Origin of the sequence: Streptomyces sp. NRRL F-2580 (genome assembly GCF_000720115.1) — a bacterium.
Lineage (GTDB): Bacteria > Actinomycetota > Actinomycetes > Streptomycetales > Streptomycetaceae > Streptomyces.
Window position 1 is genome coordinate 159498 of the sequence record NZ_JOIR01000006.1, and the last position, 18614, is coordinate 178111.

19 protein-coding genes are annotated in these 18614 nt (G+C 72.6%); 10 read left to right on the forward strand and 9 right to left on the reverse strand.

Features of this window, described 5'->3' with window-relative positions:
- Window positions 1–60: 60 nt before the first annotated feature.
- From IF88_RS0108840 to IF88_RS0108855, 4 genes are all read right to left on the reverse strand, one after another.
- Window positions 61–1155, reverse strand: coding sequence for a low specificity L-threonine aldolase (locus IF88_RS0108840; protein ID WP_051836614.1), 1095 nt, complete (start codon window positions 1153–1155; stop codon window positions 61–63).
- Complete coding sequence (locus IF88_RS0108845; protein ID WP_030709001.1) at window positions 1134–1895, reverse strand: SDR family NAD(P)-dependent oxidoreductase; 762 nt, start codon at window positions 1893–1895, stop codon at window positions 1134–1136. Before IF88_RS0108845 ends, IF88_RS0108840 begins: the two co-directional genes overlap by 22 nt.
- 26 nt (window positions 1896–1921) lie before the next feature.
- The gene (locus IF88_RS0108850; RefSeq protein ID WP_030709003.1) at window positions 1922–3328 is read right to left on the reverse strand and encodes a DUF6421 family protein; all 1407 of its coding nucleotides are present in this window, start codon (window positions 3326–3328) and stop codon (window positions 1922–1924) included.
- Window positions 3329–3563: 235 nt separating this feature from the next.
- Window positions 3564–4685 carry an LLM class flavin-dependent oxidoreductase gene (locus IF88_RS0108855; RefSeq protein WP_030709004.1) on the reverse strand — a complete coding sequence of 374 codons (1122 nt, stop codon included), beginning with the start codon at window positions 4683–4685 and terminating at the stop codon, window positions 3564–3566.
- Between the two features lie 49 nt (window positions 4686–4734).
- Between IF88_RS0108855 and IF88_RS0108860 the strand changes: the two genes are divergently transcribed.
- Both IF88_RS0108860 and IF88_RS0108865 read left to right on the forward strand, forming a co-directional pair.
- Window positions 4735–5418 carry a PadR family transcriptional regulator gene (locus IF88_RS0108860; protein ID WP_051836616.1) on the forward strand — a complete coding sequence of 228 codons (684 nt, stop codon included), beginning with the start codon at window positions 4735–4737 and terminating at the stop codon, window positions 5416–5418.
- Window positions 5419–5608: 190 nt separating this feature from the next.
- Window positions 5609–6298 carry a glycerophosphodiester phosphodiesterase gene (locus IF88_RS0108865; RefSeq protein WP_078892780.1) on the forward strand — a complete coding sequence of 230 codons (690 nt, stop codon included), beginning with the start codon at window positions 5609–5611 and terminating at the stop codon, window positions 6296–6298.
- Window positions 6299–6321: 23 nt separating this feature from the next.
- On the opposite strand, the gene IF88_RS0108870 is transcribed toward IF88_RS0108865, so the two are convergent.
- Complete coding sequence (locus tag IF88_RS0108870; RefSeq protein ID WP_030709010.1) at window positions 6322–6861, reverse strand: GNAT family N-acetyltransferase; 540 nt, start codon at window positions 6859–6861, stop codon at window positions 6322–6324.
- A 131-nt stretch (window positions 6862–6992) separates the two neighbouring features.
- Here IF88_RS0108870 and IF88_RS0108875 point away from each other — a divergent pair, with 131 nt between their 5' ends.
- The 4 genes from IF88_RS0108875 (at window position 6993) to IF88_RS0108890 (ending at window position 10136) form a co-directional block, all read left to right on the forward strand.
- Complete coding sequence (locus IF88_RS0108875) at window positions 6993–7550, forward strand: DUF5134 domain-containing protein (RefSeq protein ID WP_078892781.1); 558 nt, start codon at window positions 6993–6995, stop codon at window positions 7548–7550.
- Between the two features lie 81 nt (window positions 7551–7631).
- Window positions 7632–8567 carry a M56 family metallopeptidase gene (locus IF88_RS0108880; protein ID WP_030709013.1) on the forward strand — a complete coding sequence of 312 codons (936 nt, stop codon included), beginning with the start codon at window positions 7632–7634 and terminating at the stop codon, window positions 8565–8567.
- A gap of 153 nt (window positions 8568–8720) precedes the next feature.
- Window positions 8721–9404 (forward strand): phosphatase PAP2 family protein, encoded by a 684-nt coding sequence (locus IF88_RS0108885; protein ID WP_051836618.1) that lies wholly within the window; start codon window positions 8721–8723, stop codon window positions 9402–9404.
- A 102-nt stretch (window positions 9405–9506) separates the two neighbouring features.
- Window positions 9507–10136, forward strand: a complete 630-nt coding sequence (locus IF88_RS0108890) for a TetR/AcrR family transcriptional regulator (protein ID WP_030709017.1) — start codon at window positions 9507–9509, stop codon at window positions 10134–10136.
- An 11-nt stretch (window positions 10137–10147) separates the two neighbouring features.
- On the opposite strand, the gene IF88_RS0108895 is transcribed toward IF88_RS0108890, so the two are convergent.
- A complete protein-coding gene (locus IF88_RS0108895; protein ID WP_030709020.1) occupies window positions 10148–11632 on the reverse strand; it encodes an LVIVD repeat-containing protein in 1485 nt (494 codons plus the stop codon).
- Between the two features lie 76 nt (window positions 11633–11708).
- Here IF88_RS0108895 and IF88_RS0108900 point away from each other — a divergent pair, with 76 nt between their 5' ends.
- Genes IF88_RS0108900 through IF88_RS0108910 form a run of 3 tightly spaced genes read left to right on the forward strand, consistent with a single transcriptional unit; the run spans window position 11709 to window position 14246 of the window.
- Window positions 11709–12398 carry a DUF305 domain-containing protein gene (locus IF88_RS0108900; RefSeq protein ID WP_051836619.1) on the forward strand — a complete coding sequence of 230 codons (690 nt, stop codon included), beginning with the start codon at window positions 11709–11711 and terminating at the stop codon, window positions 12396–12398.
- Between the two features lie 52 nt (window positions 12399–12450).
- Window positions 12451–13809: an FAD-dependent oxidoreductase gene (locus IF88_RS0108905; RefSeq protein WP_030709024.1), complete on the forward strand. Its 1359-nt coding sequence runs from the start codon at window positions 12451–12453 to the stop codon at window positions 13807–13809.
- 29 nt (window positions 13810–13838) lie between these two features.
- Entirely contained in the window at window positions 13839–14246 is a 408-nt protein-coding gene (locus IF88_RS0108910) for a hypothetical protein (protein ID WP_030709026.1), read from the forward strand.
- Here IF88_RS0108910 and IF88_RS0108915 read toward each other — a convergent pair.
- The 3 genes from IF88_RS0108915 to IF88_RS0108925 form a co-directional block, all read right to left on the reverse strand.
- Window positions 14243–14599, reverse strand: coding sequence for an ArsR/SmtB family transcription factor (locus tag IF88_RS0108915; protein ID WP_030709028.1), 357 nt, complete (start codon window positions 14597–14599; stop codon window positions 14243–14245). The two genes, IF88_RS0108910 and IF88_RS0108915, sit on opposite strands and share 4 nt — an antisense overlap.
- Before the next feature lie 136 nt (window positions 14600–14735).
- Window positions 14736–15845: an NADH:flavin oxidoreductase/NADH oxidase gene (locus IF88_RS0108920; protein ID WP_030709030.1), complete on the reverse strand. Its 1110-nt coding sequence runs from the start codon at window positions 15843–15845 to the stop codon at window positions 14736–14738.
- A gap of 78 nt (window positions 15846–15923) precedes the next feature.
- Entirely contained in the window at window positions 15924–17264 is a 1341-nt protein-coding gene (locus IF88_RS0108925) for a wax ester/triacylglycerol synthase family O-acyltransferase (protein ID WP_030709032.1), read from the reverse strand.
- A 236-nt stretch (window positions 17265–17500) separates the two neighbouring features.
- On the opposite strand from IF88_RS0108925, the gene IF88_RS0108930 reads away from it, so the two are divergent.
- Window positions 17501–18592, forward strand: coding sequence for a WD40/YVTN/BNR-like repeat-containing protein (locus IF88_RS0108930; protein WP_030709034.1), 1092 nt, complete (start codon window positions 17501–17503; stop codon window positions 18590–18592).
- Window positions 18593–18614: the final 22 nt, after the last annotated feature.

The following is an 18614-nucleotide window of genomic DNA, read 5'->3' on the forward strand; positions in this document are numbered from 1 at the left end:
ATTTACGGCCGAGGGTATATCTATGCAGTTCGCGGCGTCAGCGCACCGGCTCGACGCCCGCTAGCGCGCCATCTCTTCCTTCAGGGCCTGCAGGAAGCCGTCCACGTCCTCTTCCTGGGTGTCGAAACCGCACATCCAGCGGACGTCGCCCGCGGCCTCGTCCCAGAAGTAGAAGCGGTAACGCTTCTGCAGTCGCCGCGACACCTCGTGCGGCAGCCGCGCGAACACCGCGTTCGCCTGCACCGGGTAGAGGATCTCCACCCCGTCCGTCTCGCGCACGCCGGCGGCCAGCCGCTGCGCCATCGCGTTGGCGTGCCGGGCGTTGCGCAGCCACAGGTCCTTGGCGAGCAGCGCCTCCAGCTGCACCGACACGAACCGCATCTTGGACGCGAGCTGCATCGACATCTTGCGGATGTGCTTCATCTGCCGGACCGCGTCCGGGTTGAGCACGACCACGGCCTCGCCGAACATCATGCCGTTCTTGGTGCCGCCGTACGACAGCACGTCCACGCCGACGGTGTTCGTGAACGTGCGCATCGGCACGTCCAGCGAGGCCGCGGCGTTGGCTATCCGGGCACCGTCGAGGTGCACCTTCATGCCCAGGCCGTGCGCGTGCTCGCAGATGGCACGGATCTCGTCCGGCGTGTAGACCGTGCCGAGCTCGGTGTTCTGCGTGATGGAGACGACCTGCGGCATCGCCCGGTGCTCGTCCTCGAAGCCCCAGGCCTCCTGGTCGATCAGCTCGGGGTTGAGCTTGCCGTCCGGAGTGGGGACGGCGAGCAGCTTGATGCCCGCCATCCGCTCTGGCGCGCCGCCCTCGTCCACGTTGATGTGGGCGGTCTTGGCGCAGATCACGGCGCCCCACCGGTCCGTCATGGCCTGCAGGGCGACGACGTTGGCACCCGTGCCGTTGAAGACCGGGAAGGCCTCCGCGTACGGACCGAAGTGGCTGCGGAAGATCTTCTGCAGGTGTTCGGTGTACTCGTCCTCGCCGTACGAGACCTGGTGGCCGCCGTTCGCCAGGGCGACGGCGGCGAGCACCTCGGGGTGCACGCCCGCGTAGTTGTCGCTCGCGAAACCGCGGACCGCCGGATCGTGGTGGCGCCGGGCGTCGGTCTTGCCGGCATCGGTTCTCACGGTTGCGGAGTGAGCCACAGACGCTGTCCGTTCACATCGGTGGCGGGCCGCTCCCAGACGCCGGCGATGGCCTCGGCCAGCTCCTTCACGTCGGTGAAGCCCGCGAACTTCGCATTGGGACGCTCGGCGCGCATCGCGTCGTGCACCAGTGCCTTGATGACCAGGATCGCAGCTGCCGCACCCGGGCCCTCGTCGCCCCCCACCTTGCGGAAGGAGTCCGCCATGGCCAGGGTCCAGGCCTCGGCCGCCGCCTTGCCCGCGTTGTACGCGGCGTTGTTGGCGACCGGCTTGTGCGCGCCGGACTGGCTGACCAGGACGTAGCGGCCGCGGTCGCTGCGCAGCAGTCCGTCGTGGAAGGCCAGCGAGGTGTGCTGGACGGTGCGGATGAGGAGCTTCTCCAGGAAGTCCCAGTCCGCGAGGTCCGCGTCGGTGAAGGTCTTGCTGCCGCGCCAGCCGCCGACGAGGTGGACCAGCCCGTCGACCCGGCCGAACTCCTTCTCGATCTGCTCGGCCCAGGCCTGGGTGGCGGCCAGGTCGAGCAGGTTCACGGTGTCACCGGTGATGGTGGCACCGCCGTGGGCGTAGCGTGCCGCGTCCACGGCCTCCGCGAGCCGCGCCGGGTCGGCGTCGGACGCGACGACCACGGCACCCGCCTCGGCGAGGCGGAGCAGGGTGGCACGGCCGGCGGGGCCGCCGGCCCCGGCCACCGCCACCACCGCTCCGTGCAGCTTTCCGTTGCCGTTCCCGGAGCCGTTCATCTGTGCAGCCTCCTGTGGGCGAGTGCTCACGCGTTGACCCGCTCGGCGTTCTCTGAGTTCAGAGCCGTGATGCCCTTGGTCGAGGCGATGGTGCTCTTGAGCTTCTTGGCGAGCGCCTCAAAGAACATGCTGAGCGGAAACTCGTCCGGAAGCACGTCGTCGACGAGCTTGCGCGGCGGCTGCGTCATGTCGAGCGCGTCGGGGCCCTTGGCCCACTTGGAGCCCGGGTGCGGGGCGAGGTACGTCGAGACCAGCTCGTAGGCCTTGAACCAGTGCACCAGCTTCGGGCGGTCGATGCCGGCCCGGTAGAGGTCCTCGATCTCGGCGCACAGCTGGTTGGTGACCTGCGGGGCGCGCATCCAGTCGATCTTCAGCTTGTTGTCCGTCCAGCGCACGACGTCGTGCTTGTGGAGGTACGCGAAGAGCAGCTGGCCGCCGAGACCGTCGTAGTTGCGGTTGCGGTCGCCGGAGACCGGGAAGCGGAACATCCGGTCGAAGAGGACGGCGTACTGCACGTCACGGCCGTGCTCGTTGCCCTCGGACTCCAGCTTCACGGCCTCCTTGAAGGCGGTGAGGTCGCAGCGCAGCTCCTCCAGGCCGTACATCCAGAACGGCTGGCGCTGCTTGATCATGAAGGGGTCGAACGGCAGGTCGCCGTGGCTGTGGGTGCGGTCGTGGACCATGTCCCACAGGACGAAGGCCTTCTCGCAGCGCTCCTGGTCGGTGACCATGGCGGCGATGTCGGCGGGCAGCTCGACGCCGAGGATGTCGACGGCGGCCGAGGTGACCTTGCGGAAGCGCGCGGCCTCGCGGTCACAGAAGATGCCGCCCCAGGTGAAGCGCTCGGGGGCCTCGCGCACGGCGATGGTCTCCGGGAAGAGCACGGCGGAGTGGGTGTCGTAGCCCGCCGTGAAGTCCTCGAAGGTGATGCCGAGGAAGAGCGGGTTGTCGTACCGGGTGCGCTCCAGCTCGGCGAGCCACTCGGGCCACACCATCTTCAGCGCGACGGCCTCCAGATTGCGGTCCGGGTTGCCGTTCTGCGTGTACATCGGGAAGACGACGAGGTGCTGGAGCCCGTCGGCGCGCTCGGCGGCCGGGTGGAAGGCCAGCAGCGAGTCGAGGAAGTCCGGCACCTGGAAGTCGCCGGCGGCCCACTTGCGCAGGTCGGCGACGAGCGCCTCGTGGTACGCGGTGGCGTGCGGGAGGAGCGGGGAGAGCGTCTCGACGGCGCGGATCACGCGCCCGACCGCGGCCTCGGCGGTGTGCCGGGCGGGAGCGCCCTCGGCCTCGAAGTCGATGGACCCGTCCTTGGCCTGCCACGGGCGGATCTCCTCCACGGCGGCCTTGAGCTCGGGCCACGCCGGGTGGTCGACCACCCGCGTCTCGGCGGTTATCACGGCCCCGCCGGTACCCGGCACAAGAGTTTCCGTCATGTCACTTCCTCCACAGGAGAACCTCACGTCAAGGCAGCGTATGCGTGCGAGGCTCTTCCGTTCAAGAGGTGGTTCGGGAAATTATCCTGTGATACCCCCCGCTTCACCGGAAGTCTTCCCGTTCTTCGGGGTGGAATTGACCACTCCGCCCAGTCGCGCCAAGGCCTCCCGGCCCGTTTTCGCCCTCCGGCCGGCCGGAGGGCGACGGAGCCGGAGCGCACCATGGAGGGGGACGTCACACGCCCCGGAAGTGCGGAATGACCTTTTCACCCCACTGCCGCAGGGTCTCCAGGCAGGCCTCCTGCCCCACCGTGCCCATCTGGATCAGGCACATGATCTCGTCGGCACCGGCCTCCCTGAGCCGTTCCACGTACGCGATGGCGTCGTCGGCACTGCCGTAGGCGTGGTCGGCGTTGAAGGTGGCCGTCGAGGTCGGCCGGACCGGGATCTCCAGCTCGTGCAGCCGGGCCACGACCTGCTCGGCGGCCCTGCGCATCTCCTCGGCCTCGTCGGCGCCCGCGACCACGGCCTCGTCCGGGACGCCCGCCCCGCCGTACCAGTGGCCGATGGACTGGGCGAAGAAGCGCTGGCCGCGGACGCCGATCCGGCGCGCCGCCTCCCGGTCGTCGAGCACGATGGTCGGGCAGAGCACGGAGAAGTGGTCGTTGACCACGGTGGACACGAACCGGCTGCCGTCCCGGCCGGCGATCGCGGCATCGTAGACGGAGCGCATCCCCGCGATGGACTCCGGCCCGGCGAAGCCCATCACCAGCGCCCCGATCCCCAGCTCGGCGGCCTGGACCAGCGTCTCGGCGCGGCTGCACGCCAGGAACAGCGGCGGATGCGGGGTCTGCTTCGGCCGCGGGAGGATCGGGTGCGGGTCGATGTCGATCAGCTCCCCGTGGTACTCCAGCTCCTCCTCCTGCCAGGACCTGCCGATGATCCGCAGGGCCTCCTCCACCTCCGCCGTGGTGCGGTCCCGGTCCACCCCGCACAGCGAGGTCTCCTGCTCGGTGCCGCCGCGCCCGGCTCCGAGGTCGAGCCGCCCTCCCGAGAGCAGGTCGAGCATGGCGGCCCGCTCGGCGACCCGCACCGGGTGGTTGAAGTTGAAGGGCATGCACACGACGCCGTGCCCGATGCGTATGGTGCTGGTCTTGGCGGCGATCCAGCTGAGGAAGATCTCTGGAGCGCTCATGTGCGCGTACCACTTCAGGGAGTGGTGCTCGACCGCCCAGATCCGGCCGAAGCCCACGCGTTCGGCCAGCACGGCCTGTTCGACGCAGTCGCGGATGACCTGGTGCTCCCGCTCGACGGTCGGATCGGCCAGCTGAGCCTCGAAGATCACGGAGAATTTCACGGTGCCCCCAGGGTTGCGTCGCGTGCCCGGTCTCACTTCAATCAGTAATATGACTAGTAGTCAGGAAGCGAAGAAGCAAGAGCTTCCGCCGACCGCGTGGGCCGTGCTCGGCCTGCTCTCCTTCCCCGGGGAGCGGACCGGCTACGAGCTGAAGAAGTGGGCGGACTCCTCCCTGCGCTTCTTCTACTGGTCGCCGGCCATCAGCCAGATCTACGCGGAACTGCGCCGTCTGGAGGAACTCGGCTACGCGGCGTCCGCGCGCTCGGGGCCCGAGGAGGCGCGGGCCAAACGGCGGTACGCCATCACCGACGCGGGCCGCGCGGCCCTGGCGGGCTGGGCCGCCGACACCGCCGAGGCGGGACCACCGGTGCTCAAGCACGGGCTGCTGCTGCGCGTTTGGCTCGGCCACCTGGCCGAGCCGGAGCGGCTGCGCGCGATGGTCGGCGAGCACGCGGAGCGCACCCGGGAGGAGCTGGCCGCCGTACGGGAGGCCATGGAACAGGCGAGCGGCGTACCCGAGTGGGCCTTCCCCGCACTCGCGCTGCGCTGGAGCGAACGGCAGCACCTCGCCGAACTGGAGCTGGCCGAGGCCCTGCTCGGCGACCTGGCGGGGCTCTCGGAGGCCGGGGCGGCAGGCAGCGTACGGTCAGGCTCCGAGCCCGGTTCCGAGCCCGCCCCGGAGGCCGATGCCGCAGGTCGTCAAGGTGGCGGGGACGCGCCCACGCCCGGGTGACGCGGTGGGCCCGGCGCCGGCCGCCGCGGGGCGCACGACCCTGGCGGGAAGCGGCCTGAACGCCCTTTCGGAGCAGTGCACGCACGGTCCCTTCGCACCCTCGGCGCACTAGCATGCGACCTCATCGCGCGCGGCCGGTAGGGACACCGCGACCGCGCGGGGAGCCGCCGTCGACGGAAGCGAGAGAACCTTGACTTTCCTCACCATCGGTCACCGCGGGGTCATGGGTGTCGAACCGGAGAACACCTTGCGGTCGTTCGTTCGAGCGGAACGTTCCGGCATGGACGTCATCGCCCTGGACCTCCGGCTGAGCAAGGACGGCGCCCTCGTCGCCGTGCACGACCCCGACGTGGACCGGACCACCGACGGCTCGGGGGCCGTCGCCGATCTGACCCTGGCCGAGCTGCGCGAGCTGGACGCCGGTCAGGGCGAGCGCGTGCCGGTCCTCGAGGAGGTCCTGGACGCGGTCCGGGTGCCGCTCCAGGTGTCCGTACGGGACCGGGCCACGGCCGGCGTGCTGGCTGAGCTGATCCTGCGCCGCGACCTGACCGGCCGGGTGGAGGTGGCCTCCGCCGACGAGGCGGTGCTCGCCGAGGTGACCCGGCTGGTGCCCGGCGTACGGACCACCCTGTACGCGGCCCCCGGCGGCGGCACCGGGGACCTCCTGGACCGGGCGCTTGCGGCGGGTGCCGCGGCGATCGCCGCGGACATCCACGTGCTGTCCCTGGAGACGGTGGAGTCGGCGCACGCGGCCGGGCTGCGGGTGACCGCCCGGGCGGTCAACACCCTGGATCAGCTGCGGCTGGCGCGGGCGCTCGGGCTGAACGGCGCGGCCACGGACCTCCCGGAGATCCGCAGCACGGGCCGGTTCACCGCCTGACGTCCAGCCTCCCTGAGGAGGCGTCAGAGCGCCTTGACGAGCAGCTCGAAGGCGAGGTCGTCCCGGAGCGGGACGCCGAAGCGCTCGTCACCGTAGGGGAAGGGGCTCAGCTCGCCGGTGCGCAGGTAGCCGCGGCGCACGTAATAGGCGATGAGCTCCTCCCGTACGTTCACCACCGTCATCCGCATCTCCTTCGCCCCCCACGTCTCGCGGGCGCGGCGCTCGGCCTCAACCAGGATCTCCTTGCCGAGACCGGCGCCCTGGAGACCGGGGCGGACGGCGAACATGCCGAAGTAGGCGTGGTCCCCGCGGTGTTCGAGCTGGCAGCAGGCGACGAGCTCGCCCGCGCGCTCGACGACGAGCAGGACGCTGTCGGGGCTTTCGATGACGGCTCGGACCCCGTCCGGGTCCGTGCGCTGGCCGTCGAGGTAGTCGGCCTCGGTGGTCCAGCCGGCCCGGCTGGCGTCCCCGCGGTACGCGGACTCGACGAGCACCACCAGTTCCGGTATGTCCGCCTCCACGGCACTGCGGAAGCTGAGGGCGGCGGACTGGGCGGTCGACATCGGGCGCTCCGTTCGATGCGGTGGCATATGACATGCCTGGTGCGGCAGGGAGAGCGTAACCCGGGGTCGCGTGAGCGCCGTGTGAGAGGGGCATCTCTCCCCGTGACGCCGACGAACCGGGAGGTTCCGCCGTGCACGGTTCCGCCACCGCCGTTTCCGACTCCGTGTCCGTTTCCGTGTCCGCCTGGCTGCTCGTCCTGGTGTGCGCGGTGAGCGGCGCGTACTGCCTCGGGCGGGTGCGCACGTCAGGCGGCGCGGCAGCCGCGGAGGCGGTGATGGGGTTCGGCATGGCGCTGATGGCCGTGCCCCTCGCGCACGGCGACGGGTGGCGGGCTCCCCTCCTGGCGGTGGTGTTCTGCGGTGCGGCCCTGCACGCCCTGTGGCTGCTGCGGGGCGGGGCGCACCACACGCACCACCTGGTGGGCTCCCTGACGATGGTCTACATGACCGTGACGGCGGGCTCCGGGAGCGGCCACGGGCACGGGCAGGGCACCGGGCTGCCGCTGCTGACCGGGGCGCTCCTCCTCTACTACTCCGGGTACGTGGTGCTCGGCGGCACCCGGCTGCTCACCGCGGGCGGACCGGCCGGGCAGCAGGTCGCCGTGGGCGGCGGCGGACCGGCCGAGCTGATCCGCGCCTGCCGACTGGCCATGGGCATCGGCATGTTGGCGATGCTGCTGACGATGTGACCGGGCTCGCGGACGTGTCCTGCGTCACCAATCACCCGAGGCCGTACCCGCAGGTAGTCCCCCGCTCATAGGCTGGCGGACATGATGGTCCCCGCCGTTCTCCTGATGCTCGGCGCCCTGACCGCGGTGCTCGCCCCCCGTCTGCTGGCCCGGGCCCGCTGGCCCGAGCGAGAACCCGTCGTGGCGCTGTGGGCGTGGCAGTGCGTGGTCGGCGCGGTGCTGCTGTGCTTCGGACTGTCGATGCTGCTGAGCGCGGCGGCCGCCTGGCAGGCGGTCCGGGGCCGGCTGTTCGCCGCCGCCCCGCACGGAGTGGTCGACGCGTACGCCTTGGGCGCGTCCGGCGGGCCCTGGGCCGCGGTCACCGCGCTCGGGCTGGCGGGCGGTGCGCTGTGGACCGGGGCGATGCTGACCGGTGAGGTGCTGCGGGCGCGGGCCCGGCGGCGCGCGCAGGGCAGCGAACTGCTCGTGCGGGCTCCGCTGCTGCCCGGGGAGGACCCTTCGGGTGCGCGGCTCGTCGTCCTGGAGGGCACGCGGCCGGACGCCTGGTGGCTGCCGGGAGCGGCCCCGCAGCTGGTGGTGACCACGGCGGCGCTGGGCCGGTTGAAGGGCAGCCAGCTGGACGCCGTCATGGCGCACGAGCAGGGGCACGCGGCGGCCCGGCACGACTGGCTGCTGCACTGTTCGCGGGCGCTGTCCCGGGGCTTCCCGCAGGTGCCGGTCTTCGCGGCCTTCGAGGCGGAGATGCACCGGCTGGTGGAGATGGCCGCCGACGACGTGGCCTCGCGGCGGTTCGGCCGGCTGACGATCGCGCTGGCGCTGGTCGGACTCAACGAGGACCGGGGGGTGTTCGGGGCCTCCACCCAGCAGGCGCACGTCCCGCAGCGGGTACGGCGGCTGCTCGCGGCCGCGCCCCGGCTGTCGGCGGGCCGCCGGCTGCGCCTGACGGCGCTGGCCACGCTGGTCCCGGCCATCCCGCTGCTGGTGGCTTTCGTGCCGGGGCTGAGCGCACTGGCGTAGCGCCCGCGCAGTGCGGCTGCTCGGTGCGCCCGCGTAGTGCTACCGGGTGGTGCGCCCGCTTGACGCGCCCACGCAGTGCGGTCGCGTGGTGCGCCCGTGCAGTGCGCCCGTGCCGCGGCCCGGCGATCCGTGCGCCGGTGCGAGGATCCACTCATGCGGAACAACCCCCTTCGGTGGGCGGGCATCCTCGCCGCGCTGCTCGCGTCGGTCCTGACGGCGCTGGTGGTGGCGCGGTGGCGGCCGCTGTTCTCCTTCGACGGCCGGGTCGCCGGGGACCTGCACGCCCACGCCGTCGCCCACCCCGGGGTCACGCAGGTCATGCGGGTGCTCTCCGACTGGGTGTGGGACCCCTGGACCATGCGGGCACTGGCCGCCGTCGCCTGTGTCCTGCTGTGGTGGCGCGGCGACCGGGAGCGGGCCCTTCGGGTGGCGCTGGCCGTCGTGGTGGCCGCGGCGGTGCAGCAGGGGCTGAAGGCGCTGGTGGGCCGGGAACGTCCGGTGTGGCCGGATCCGGTGGACTCGGCGCATTACGCCGCCTACCCGTCGGGGCACGCCATGACGGCGACGGTGGTGTGCGGGATGCTCCTGTGGCTACTCCCCCGGCCCGGCTCCCGCCCGCTCCCCCCGTCTCTCGCCCGTCCGCTCCCGGCGTGGGCGCCGGCCGCCGCCTGGGCGGTGGCCGCGGTCTCGGTGCTCGGGGTCGGCTTCACCCGCGTCCATCTCGGGGTGCACTGGCCGTCCGACGTGCTGGCGGGGTGGCTGCTGGGCGTGGCCGTGGTGGCCCTCGCGGCGACCGGATCCGGTCGCCGGGGCGAGTCGGGCGCGGGGGGCCGGTGAAGGGTGCGGGTACCTGCCCTGGGCGATCCCCCGTTTCACCCAGAGCAGGCGACCCCGTGCGCTGAGTATATTGGCTCTGAGCCAGTCAACGCAGGAGTAAGCATGGTCCCGCGCAGCGCATCGGTCAATGAAGAATTGCGCAGACGTTCCCGGGAGCGGCTGCTCAAGTCCGCGGTCGAGCTCGTCGCCGAGCGCGGCTACGAGGCGACGACCCTCGGCGCCATCGCCGACCGGGCGGGCGCCGCCCGCGGCCTGGTCTCGTACTACTTTCCGGGCAAACGACATTTGCTGCAGTCCGCGGTGCACCGGCTGATGCACCTCACCCTGCACGCCGCACTGGAGCGGGAGCCCCGGAGCGACGACGGGCGGGAGCGGCTCGCGCGCGCCATCGACGCGATCCTCGGGCTGGCCCGCGACGAGCCGCTGCTGATGCGGACCCACATGGCGGGCATCCTCGCCGCCGAGGGGTTCGTGCAGTGTCCGGAGCAGCAGCGGCTGGCGGAGCTGCTGCGGGACACCGTCGCCCGTTACGGCTCGACGGACGTGGACGCGGACTACCCGCTGCTGCGGGCCCTGCTGATGGGGGCGGTCGTGGCGATCCTGCTGCCGGGCGCGCCGATGCCGCAGGCCCGGCTGCGGGCCGAGCTGTTCCAGCGCTACGGGCTGGACTGGGAGCTCGGCGTTCCGCCGGACGGCGTGCCGCCCGGCGGAACGTTTCCCTCACACCCCTAGCGACCTGGGCATCAGTGGTACTCGGGCTGGCTCTGCACGTTGAGCCGGTCCATCCACACCCACTTGGCGCTGTCGGTGCGCCAGTCGTCGAGCCGCAGCACGTCGAGGCCCTTGGCGATGTCGTTCGAGTAGACGTGCCCGTTGTAGTAGTACGCCGACCAGGACCCGCCCACGCCGAGCTGGTCCGTCGTCAGCGGTCCGCGCTCGAAGTACGCGATCTCCCTGGGCCGGGCGGAGTCGGTGAACTCCCATACGGACACGCCGCCCTGGTACCAGGCCTGCACCATGATGTCGCGGCCGTCGCCGACCGGGACCAGCGAGCCGTTGTGGGCCACGCAGTTCTCGGTGTCGGCCTGGTGGCGCGGGATCTTGAAGTAGCTGCGGAAGACGAGCTTGCGCTGGTCACCGCGGCCGGCGATGTCGTAGATGCCGTCGGCCCCGCGGTTCGGTCCGGTGGCCTCGTTGCAGGTGGCGCCGCCACCGCCGCCGAGTTCGTCGGTGAACACCACCTTGTTCGCCCGCTCGTTGAAGGTGGCCGAGTGCCAGAACGCGAAGTTCACGTTGTCCTGCACCCGGTCGATGACCTTCGGCTGCTCGGGCCTGCTGATGTCGAAGAGGATGCCGTCGCCCATGCAGGCACCGGCGGCGAGCTTCTTCGAGGGCAGCACGGTGATGTCGTGGCAGCCGGTGGTCTTGGAGACGCCGGGGTTGGTGGGCCCGCCCGGGTTGCCGCCGTCCGGGAAGAGGATCGGGAAGGCGACGACCGCGGCCATCGTCGGCGCCTTCTTCGGGACCTTCACCACGGAGATGCCGTCGTGCGGCGGCTTGCAGTCGGGGAAGGCCTCGTTCGGGGAGTACGAGGCGACGTAGAGGTAGACGTCCTTGTCACCCGGCACCAGGGTGTGGGTGTGGGAACCGCAGGCGGTCTCGACGGACTTGATGTACTTGGGGTTCTTCTTGTCCTTGATGTCGAAGATCTTGATGCCCTCCCACGAGGACTTCTCCGTCGCGGGCTGCGAGACGCTGTTGCAGGAGTCGTCGCTGCGCGAGGAGTCGGTGGAGAGGAAGAGCAGGTCCCCGAGGACGGAGATGTCGTTCTGGCCACCCGGGCAGAGCACCTGGGAGACGGTCTTCGGTGCCTTCGGATTGGCGATGTCGTAGATCGTGAAGCCGCTGTAGCTGCCCGCGTAGGCGTACCTGCCCTGGAAGGCCAGGTCGGAGTTGATGTTCGCGGGATCGGTGCTGGGGATGTTGGCCAGGTGCTTGATGTTGCGGCTGTGCACGATCTCGTCTTGGCCGGGGATGTCACCCGGAGCCAGTTCCCTGCCTTCGACGGAGTTCGCGCTCTGCCGGCTGCCGCTGCCGGGTGTCAAGTCACCCGGGTCGGGGGTGGCCGACGCCGGTCCGGCCGCCAGGAGCGTGGTGAGGAGCCCGGCCGCCGCGACGGCCACCCCCACCCTCCTGTTTCGCACTCTCCTGGTGTGCAGTGAGGTCACTGTGCCCTCCCATGGGAGTCCGATCGGTTCCGCCCACAGGGGAACGGAACCAGGACCCCGGCAGTATCTTCCCTTCATGGACATGGCAAAAGCCCTCCGGGGCCGCGAGGCGCTGACCGCGCGGATCCGCCGCTCCGCCGCGGCGGCGGCGACCGCCGGCCTCCTGCTGACGCTCGCCAGCTGCCAGAGCGAGGACGAAGGAACGGATCGGGCCGCGGACGGAGGGGCCGTGGTCGTCGCCCCGGGCCGGCCCGGCGAGAAGGCGCGCACGCTTACCCCGGAGCAGGCCGCGAAGGCGAAGCCCGACGACAGCCCCAACGCCGCCGACCGCGCCTACGTGCAGCGGATGATCGAACACCACCGGCAGGCGCTGACGATGAGCGCGCTGGCCCCGGAGCGGGCCGCGGCGGACGGGGTCAGACGGCTGGCGGAACGGATCTCGGCCGCCCAGCGGCCCGAAATCGGGGCGATGGAGAAGTGGCTGACCGTCCATCCGGCCCCGCCCGGGGGCTCCGGCGGGCACGCCCACGACCACGCCGCCATGCCGGGCATGGCGACGGAGCAGCAGCTGAAGGAGCTGACCGGGGCGCGGGGGGCCGAATTCGACCGGCTCTTCCTGACACTGATGTCCGCCCACCACGAGGGCGCCCTGAAGATGGCCGGCGAGGTGCTGGCCGCCGGCAACAACGTGGCGGTCGAGGAGATGGCCACCGAGGTGGTGGCCACGCAGAGCACCGAGATCCACCGGATGCGCGCGATGGGCTGACGGCGCAGGGGGCCGGTGTCATGCTGGGACCACCTGCGGGAGGAGCTCCGCCGTGCTTCGTGTCGCCGTCGTCGGATCGGGCCCCAGCGGGGTCTACGCGGCCCAGACGCTGGTCCAGCAGCGCGAGGTGCCCGGGGTGCGGGTCGACGTACTGGACCGGCTGCCCGCCCCGTACGGGCTCGTACGGTACGGGGTCGCCCCGGACCACGAGAAGATCAAGTCGCTGCAGGGCAGCCTGCGCACCGTCCTGGAGGACGAGCGGATCCGCTTCCTCGGGAACGTCGAGGTCGGCGGGGCGGAGCTGTCCACGGAGCGGCTCCTGGAGCTCTACCACGCGGTGGTGTACTGCGTGGGCGCGGCGCGGGACCGGCTGCTGGGGATCCCCGGCGAGGAGCTGGCCGGGGTGCACTCCGCGACGGCCTTCGTGTCCTGGTACAGCGGCCATCCCGATGCCGTCGACGAGGTCTTCGACCTGCCCGGCGTGGATTCGGCGGTGGTCGTCGGGGCGGGCAACGTCGCGGTGGACGTGACCCGGATCCTGGCCCGCGGCACGGCGGAACTGGCGCCGACCGACATGCCGCAGCCGGCGCTCGGCGCGCTCGCGGCAAGCGGGGTGCGCAGGGTGGCGATGGTGGCCCGGCGCGGCCCCTCGCAGGGCAAGTTCACCACCAAGGAGCTGCGCGAGCTGGGCACCCTGCCGGGGGTGGGCGCCCGGGCGGACCGCGCCGAGCTGGCGCTCGACCCCATGTACACCGATCCGGGCGCGGCCGCGGCGCTGCCGGCGGTGGCGCGACGGAACCTGGAGGTGCTGCGCGGCTGGGCGGAGGCGGAGCCGGGCGGGGAGCCGCGCAGCATCGCGCTGCGGTTCTACCTGCGTCCGGTGGAGATCCTCGGCGGGCCGGACGGGCGGGTCACGGGGATGCGCTTCGAGCGGACCGCCCCCGACGGGCTCGGCGGGGTGACCGGGACGGGCGTCCACGAGGACATCGAGGCGCAGTTGGTGCTGCGTTCGGTGGGGTACAAGGGCGTCCCGCTGGCCGGGCTGCCGTTCGACCCCGCCAAGGGGACGGTCCCGCACGCGGCGGGCCGGGTGGTCCGCGCGGGCCGGGCCTCGGTCGGCGAGTACGTGGCGGGCTGGATCAAGCGCGGCCCGACCGGGGTGATCGGAACGAACCGGCCGTGCGCGAAGGAGACCGTGTCGTCGCTGCTCCAGGACGCGGCGGTGCTGGCCCGGCGGGAGCTGCCCGGGGACCCGCTGGACGCCCTGCGAGCGGCGGGTCTGCACCCGGTGGAGTGGCCGGGCTGGCAGGCCATCGAGACGGCCGAGTCCGATCTGGGCCGCTCCCTGGGCCGCCGCTCCGTCAAGATCCCCGACTGGGCCGGGCTGTTGGGCGCCGCGGGGCTCACGTAGGGGACGTCGCGCATTAGAGTGCTGCGGTGATGCGCGGAAGAACTCTCGTGGTTGCGGTGACCTTGGCGGCCTGCGCCGCCCTGTCGGGGTGTTCGGACGAGGGCGCCGACCAGGCGGGCGCACCCGCACCGGGCCCCACCGTGACGGGTACGGCCGCTCCCCCGGACGCCGCGGCCCTCGCCGAGCGCTATCGGCAGGCGGGCGGCGACGCCGACGTGTACGGCATCGAGCGGGTGCCCGGGCCGGACGGGTCATCGCCCCTGTTCGTCGTGCACACCCACAACCCGGACGCGGACGACGCCCGGTTCAGGCGGCAGGCGGCGTCCATCACCGCGTACCTGACGCTCAGCGAGGGCGTCACGCTGCCGCACGGCTACCGCATGGACGTCTTCGGCCCGGACGGCGGGCTGCTCCACCGCTGGGACGCCTCGGTCTAGGTCTTGTCCGGGGAGAGCCGCGCCGACTCGGCCGCGGCCGCCGTGAGGACGCTGTCCAGGAGGCCGGGGAAGAGGGCCTCCAGGTCGTCGCGGCGCAGGGCGTTGAGCTTGGTGGTGCCGCGGTAGGTCTGGCGCACGACTCCGCTCTCCCGCAGGACGCGGAAGTGGTGGGTGGTCGTGGACTTGGTGACCGGCAGGTCGAAGTACGAGCAGGCCAGGTCCGCGGCCGAGGCGGCCAGGTCCAGGACGATGGAGAGCCGGACCGGGTCGGAGAGCGCGTGCAGCACGCCCTCCAGCCGGATCTCGGCCGTTTCGGGGTGGGCGAGGATGCGGCCGGCGTCCCGTTCCGTCATGTCCCTGCTCCACTCACTCGGCTTACTGTGGGCCCCATCGTACGAGAGTCGTCGAAGGAGTCGCGGCACTCGCGGAAATCGGCGGGAAAGGGGGTGCGGCTCCGCCGTGGGCCGGGGCGCCGGAGCCGCACCGCCGTCACCAGGAGCGGTGGTACGGCTCGGGCGTACGGATCTCCGCGCCCAGCTCGGCGGCCGCGCGGCGGGCCCAGTACGGGTCGCGCAGCAGCTCCCGGGCCAGCAGGACCGCGTCGGCCTCGCCGTTGGCCAGGATCTTCTCCGCCTGCTCCGGTTCGGTGATCAGGCCGACGGCGGCGACGGGGAGGGTCGTCTCCTCCTTGACCCGGGCGGCGAAGGGCACCTGGTAGCCCGGGCCGACCGGGATCGACACCCCGGGGGCGAGTCCGCCGGTGGAGACGTCGAGGAGGTCCACGCCGTGCTCCTGGAGCAGCCGGGCCAGCCGTACCGTCTCGTCGGCGGTCCAGCCGTCCTCCTCCAGCCAGTCGGTGGCGGAGATCCGGAAGAGCAGCGGGAGCTCCTCGGGCCACACGGCCCGTACGGCGTCCACGACTTCGAGGGCGAAGCGGGTCCGGTTCTCGAAGGAGCCGCCGTAGGCGTCGGTGCGCTTGTTGCTGTGCGGGGAGAGGAACTCCCCGATGAGGTAGCCGTGAGCGCCGTGGATCTCGACGACCTCGTAGCCCGCCGCGAGCGCGCGCTCGGTGGCGGCCGCGAACCGGGCGGTGATTCCGGCGATCTCGTCGACCGTCAGCTCGTGCGGCACGTGGCTGCCCTCGGCGAACGGGACGGCGCTCGGGGCGACGGGCTGCCAGCCGTGCGCCTCGGGTCCGACCGCGCCGCCGCCCTTCCAGGTGCGGTCGGTGGAGGCCTTGCGGCCGGCGTGCGCGATCTGGATGCCGGGGACGGCGCCCTGGGCCTTGACGAAGGAGGTGATCCGGCGCAGCGCCTCGACCTGGGTGTCGTTCCAGATGCCGAGGTCGTAGGGGGTGATCCGGCCTTCCGGGGAGACGGCGGTGGCCTCCTGGATGATCAGGCCGGTGCCGCCGACGGCGCGGGCGGCGTAGTGCGCGAAGTGCCAGTCGTTCGCCACGCCCGCGTTCGGGCCGAACGCCTCGGCGCTGTACTGGCACATCGCCGCCATCCACACGCGGTTCGGGACGGTGACCGAGCGAAGGTCGTACGGGGTGAACAGGGCGGCGAAAGCGGCAGGGGCGGCGGGGGCAGCACTCATCAGGGCTCCAGAGGTCACCGGGCGCGCCGGGGATCGGCGGCTGAGTTCGAGACTCACCGTACTACGAATTCCTTCGTACTACGAGACTTCTCGTACAAGTGCGTCGAGCTCCGCGCGCAGCGCCCCCGCCAGGGCGCCCAGGTCCGGGACGGCCACCGCGTCGGCGACCAGCCCGTAGTGGACGGTCCCCTTGTACGTCGACACCGCGACGGCCAGCGACTGACCGCGGGCCAGCGGGGCGAGCGGGTAGACCTCGCGGACCCGGCTGCCGCCGAGGCTGAAGGTGAATCCGGGCAGCGGGACGCTGGTGACCAGGATGTCGAAGAGCAGCCGGGCGGCCTGCGCCACCAGCGGGCCGCCGAGCCGGTGGCCCAGCGGGTGGACGTGGTCGGCGAGCAGGGCGACGGCCCCGGCGCCGCGGGCGGGTCCGGCGTCCTTGTTGCGGTCCATCGCCGCACGGACCCGGTCCAGGCGCAGCAGCGGATCGCGCTCGGCCAGCGGCAGCCGCAGCAGGTAGCCGGAGAGCCGGTTCCCGCCGCCGGCGCCGGGCCGGCCCCGGCGGGACACGGGAATCAGCGCGCGCGGGCCGGGTCCGGTCGGCGCGGGATCGCCCCGCTCCTCCAGCCAGCGCCGCAGCGCCCCCGCGACCAGGGAGATCAGCACGTCGTTGACGGTGCCCCCGGCGGCCTTGCGGACCAGGTTGACCTCGTCCAGGTCGAGGGCGAGGCCCGCGACGGCCCGGGTCCCCGGACCGGCCGGGTCCGCGGTGAGGGCCGCGGGGACGCCGAGCGGCAGCCCGGCACGGGCCACGGCGGCCCCGATCTCCAGGGCCTGGCCGACGTCCTGGACCCGGGCGGCCAGGGTCCCGGGGAGCCGGCGCAGGGCCGAGCCGGCGCGCTGCTCGGGAACCGGACGCGTGGGGGGCCGCGGGGCCGGCCCCTCGTCGAAGAGCGCGGCCGCCAGGGCCAGCGCGCCCAGGCCGTCGGCGAGGGCGTGGTGGAACTTGAAGAGCACCGCGAAGGAGTCCGGGTCCGGCCCGGCCAGCACGTGGGCCTCCCAGGGCGGTAGCTCCCGGTCCAGCGGCCGGGCCATCAGCGGGCCGGCGGCGGCGTGCGGGTCCGCCTCGTCGGCACGGACGAGGAAGACGTGCCGCGCCGGGTCGAAGCCGGGGTCCGGCGACCAGGCGGCCGCGCCGACCGGCAGCAGCACGTCGCGGATCCGGCGGCGCAGACCCGGCACGGTGGCGCAGCGGGCGGCGAGCAGTGCGGCGGCGCGCTCGGCGGCTCCGGGGCCGCCGTGTTCTCCGCCGCCGGGCCCGGCGGCGGAGAAGACGGCGAGGGCGCCGAGGTGCATGGGGTGGGCGGCGGATTCGATCCGCCAGAAGGCGAGGTCGAGCGGTGACAGGTGCTCGGTGGCCACGTAGGTCCTCTCGCGTGCGGCGACAGCAGCAATGCAGTGGCCTGAAGTCAACCCACTCCGAACGCCTACGTTCAAGTAGCAACGTTTCCCGGAGAGTAAATGATCGGTATCGATCAGCTATGGAGAGGGCCGGTGCCGTCCGCCGGGCCGCTGTCAGAGGGTGGGTGCAGACTGTCCGGAAAGACGCTTCATGAGGAAACGCCCCGCAGGGACGACGAGGTCCGGAGGTACCGGCCATGCCTGATGTGCTGCTGCTCGTGGGAACCCGGAAGGGACTCTTCATCGGCCGCCGGCGAGGGGAGGAGCCGTGGGAGTTCGACGGGCCGCATTTCAACGCCCAGGCCGTCTACGCGGTCGCCGTCGACCGGCGGGGGCCGGCGCCCCGGCTGCTGGTCGGCGGGGACAGCACGCACTGGGGGCCGTCCGTCTTCAGCTCCGACGACCTCGGGGCCACCTGGCGCGAACCGGCCACGGCCGCCGTGAAGTTCCCCAAGGACACGGGCGCCTCGCTGGAGCGGGTCTGGCAGCTCCAGCCGGCCGGGCCCGAGGCCCCGGACGTGGTGTACGCGGGGACGGAGCCCGCCGCGCTGTTCCGCTCGACGGACCGGGGCGAGTCCTTCGAGCTCGTCCGTCCGCTGTGGGAGCACCCGAGCCGTGGCGACTGGGTCCCGGGCGGCGGCGGTGAGGGCCTGCACACGGTGATCACCCATCCCCGCGACCCGGACGCGGTGACGGTGGCCGTCTCCACGGCCGGCGTGTTCCGGACGAAGGACGGCGGGGCCAGCTGGACCCCGTCCAACGACGGGGTCTCCGCGGTGTTCCTGCCGGATCCGCACCCCGAGTACGGCCAGTGCGTGCACAAGATCGCCCAGGACGCCGGGGACACGGACCGGCTCTACCTGCAGAACCACTGGGGCGTCTACCGCAGCGACGACGCCGGGGCCCGGTGGACCGACATCGGCGGCGGGCTCCCCTCCGACTTCGGCTTCGCGGTGGCCGCCCATCCGCACCGGCCGGACACCGCCTACGTCTTCCCGCTCAACGCCGACTCCGACCGCGTCCCCGCCGAGCACCGGTGCCGGGTCTTCCGCACCCGGGACGCGGGCGAGAGCTGGGAGCCGCTCTCGAAGGGGCTGCCCTCCGGGGACCACTACGGCACGGTCCTGCGGGACGCCCTGTGCACGGATGACGCGGACCCCGCGGGCGTCTACTTCGGCAACCGCAACGGCGAGCTGTACGCCAGCCACGACGACGGCGAGAGCTGGCAGCTGCTGGCCGAGCACCTGCCTGACGTGCTGTGCGTGCGGGCGGCGACCATCGGCGGGTGACGGCCCACCCGCATCGTTCGTG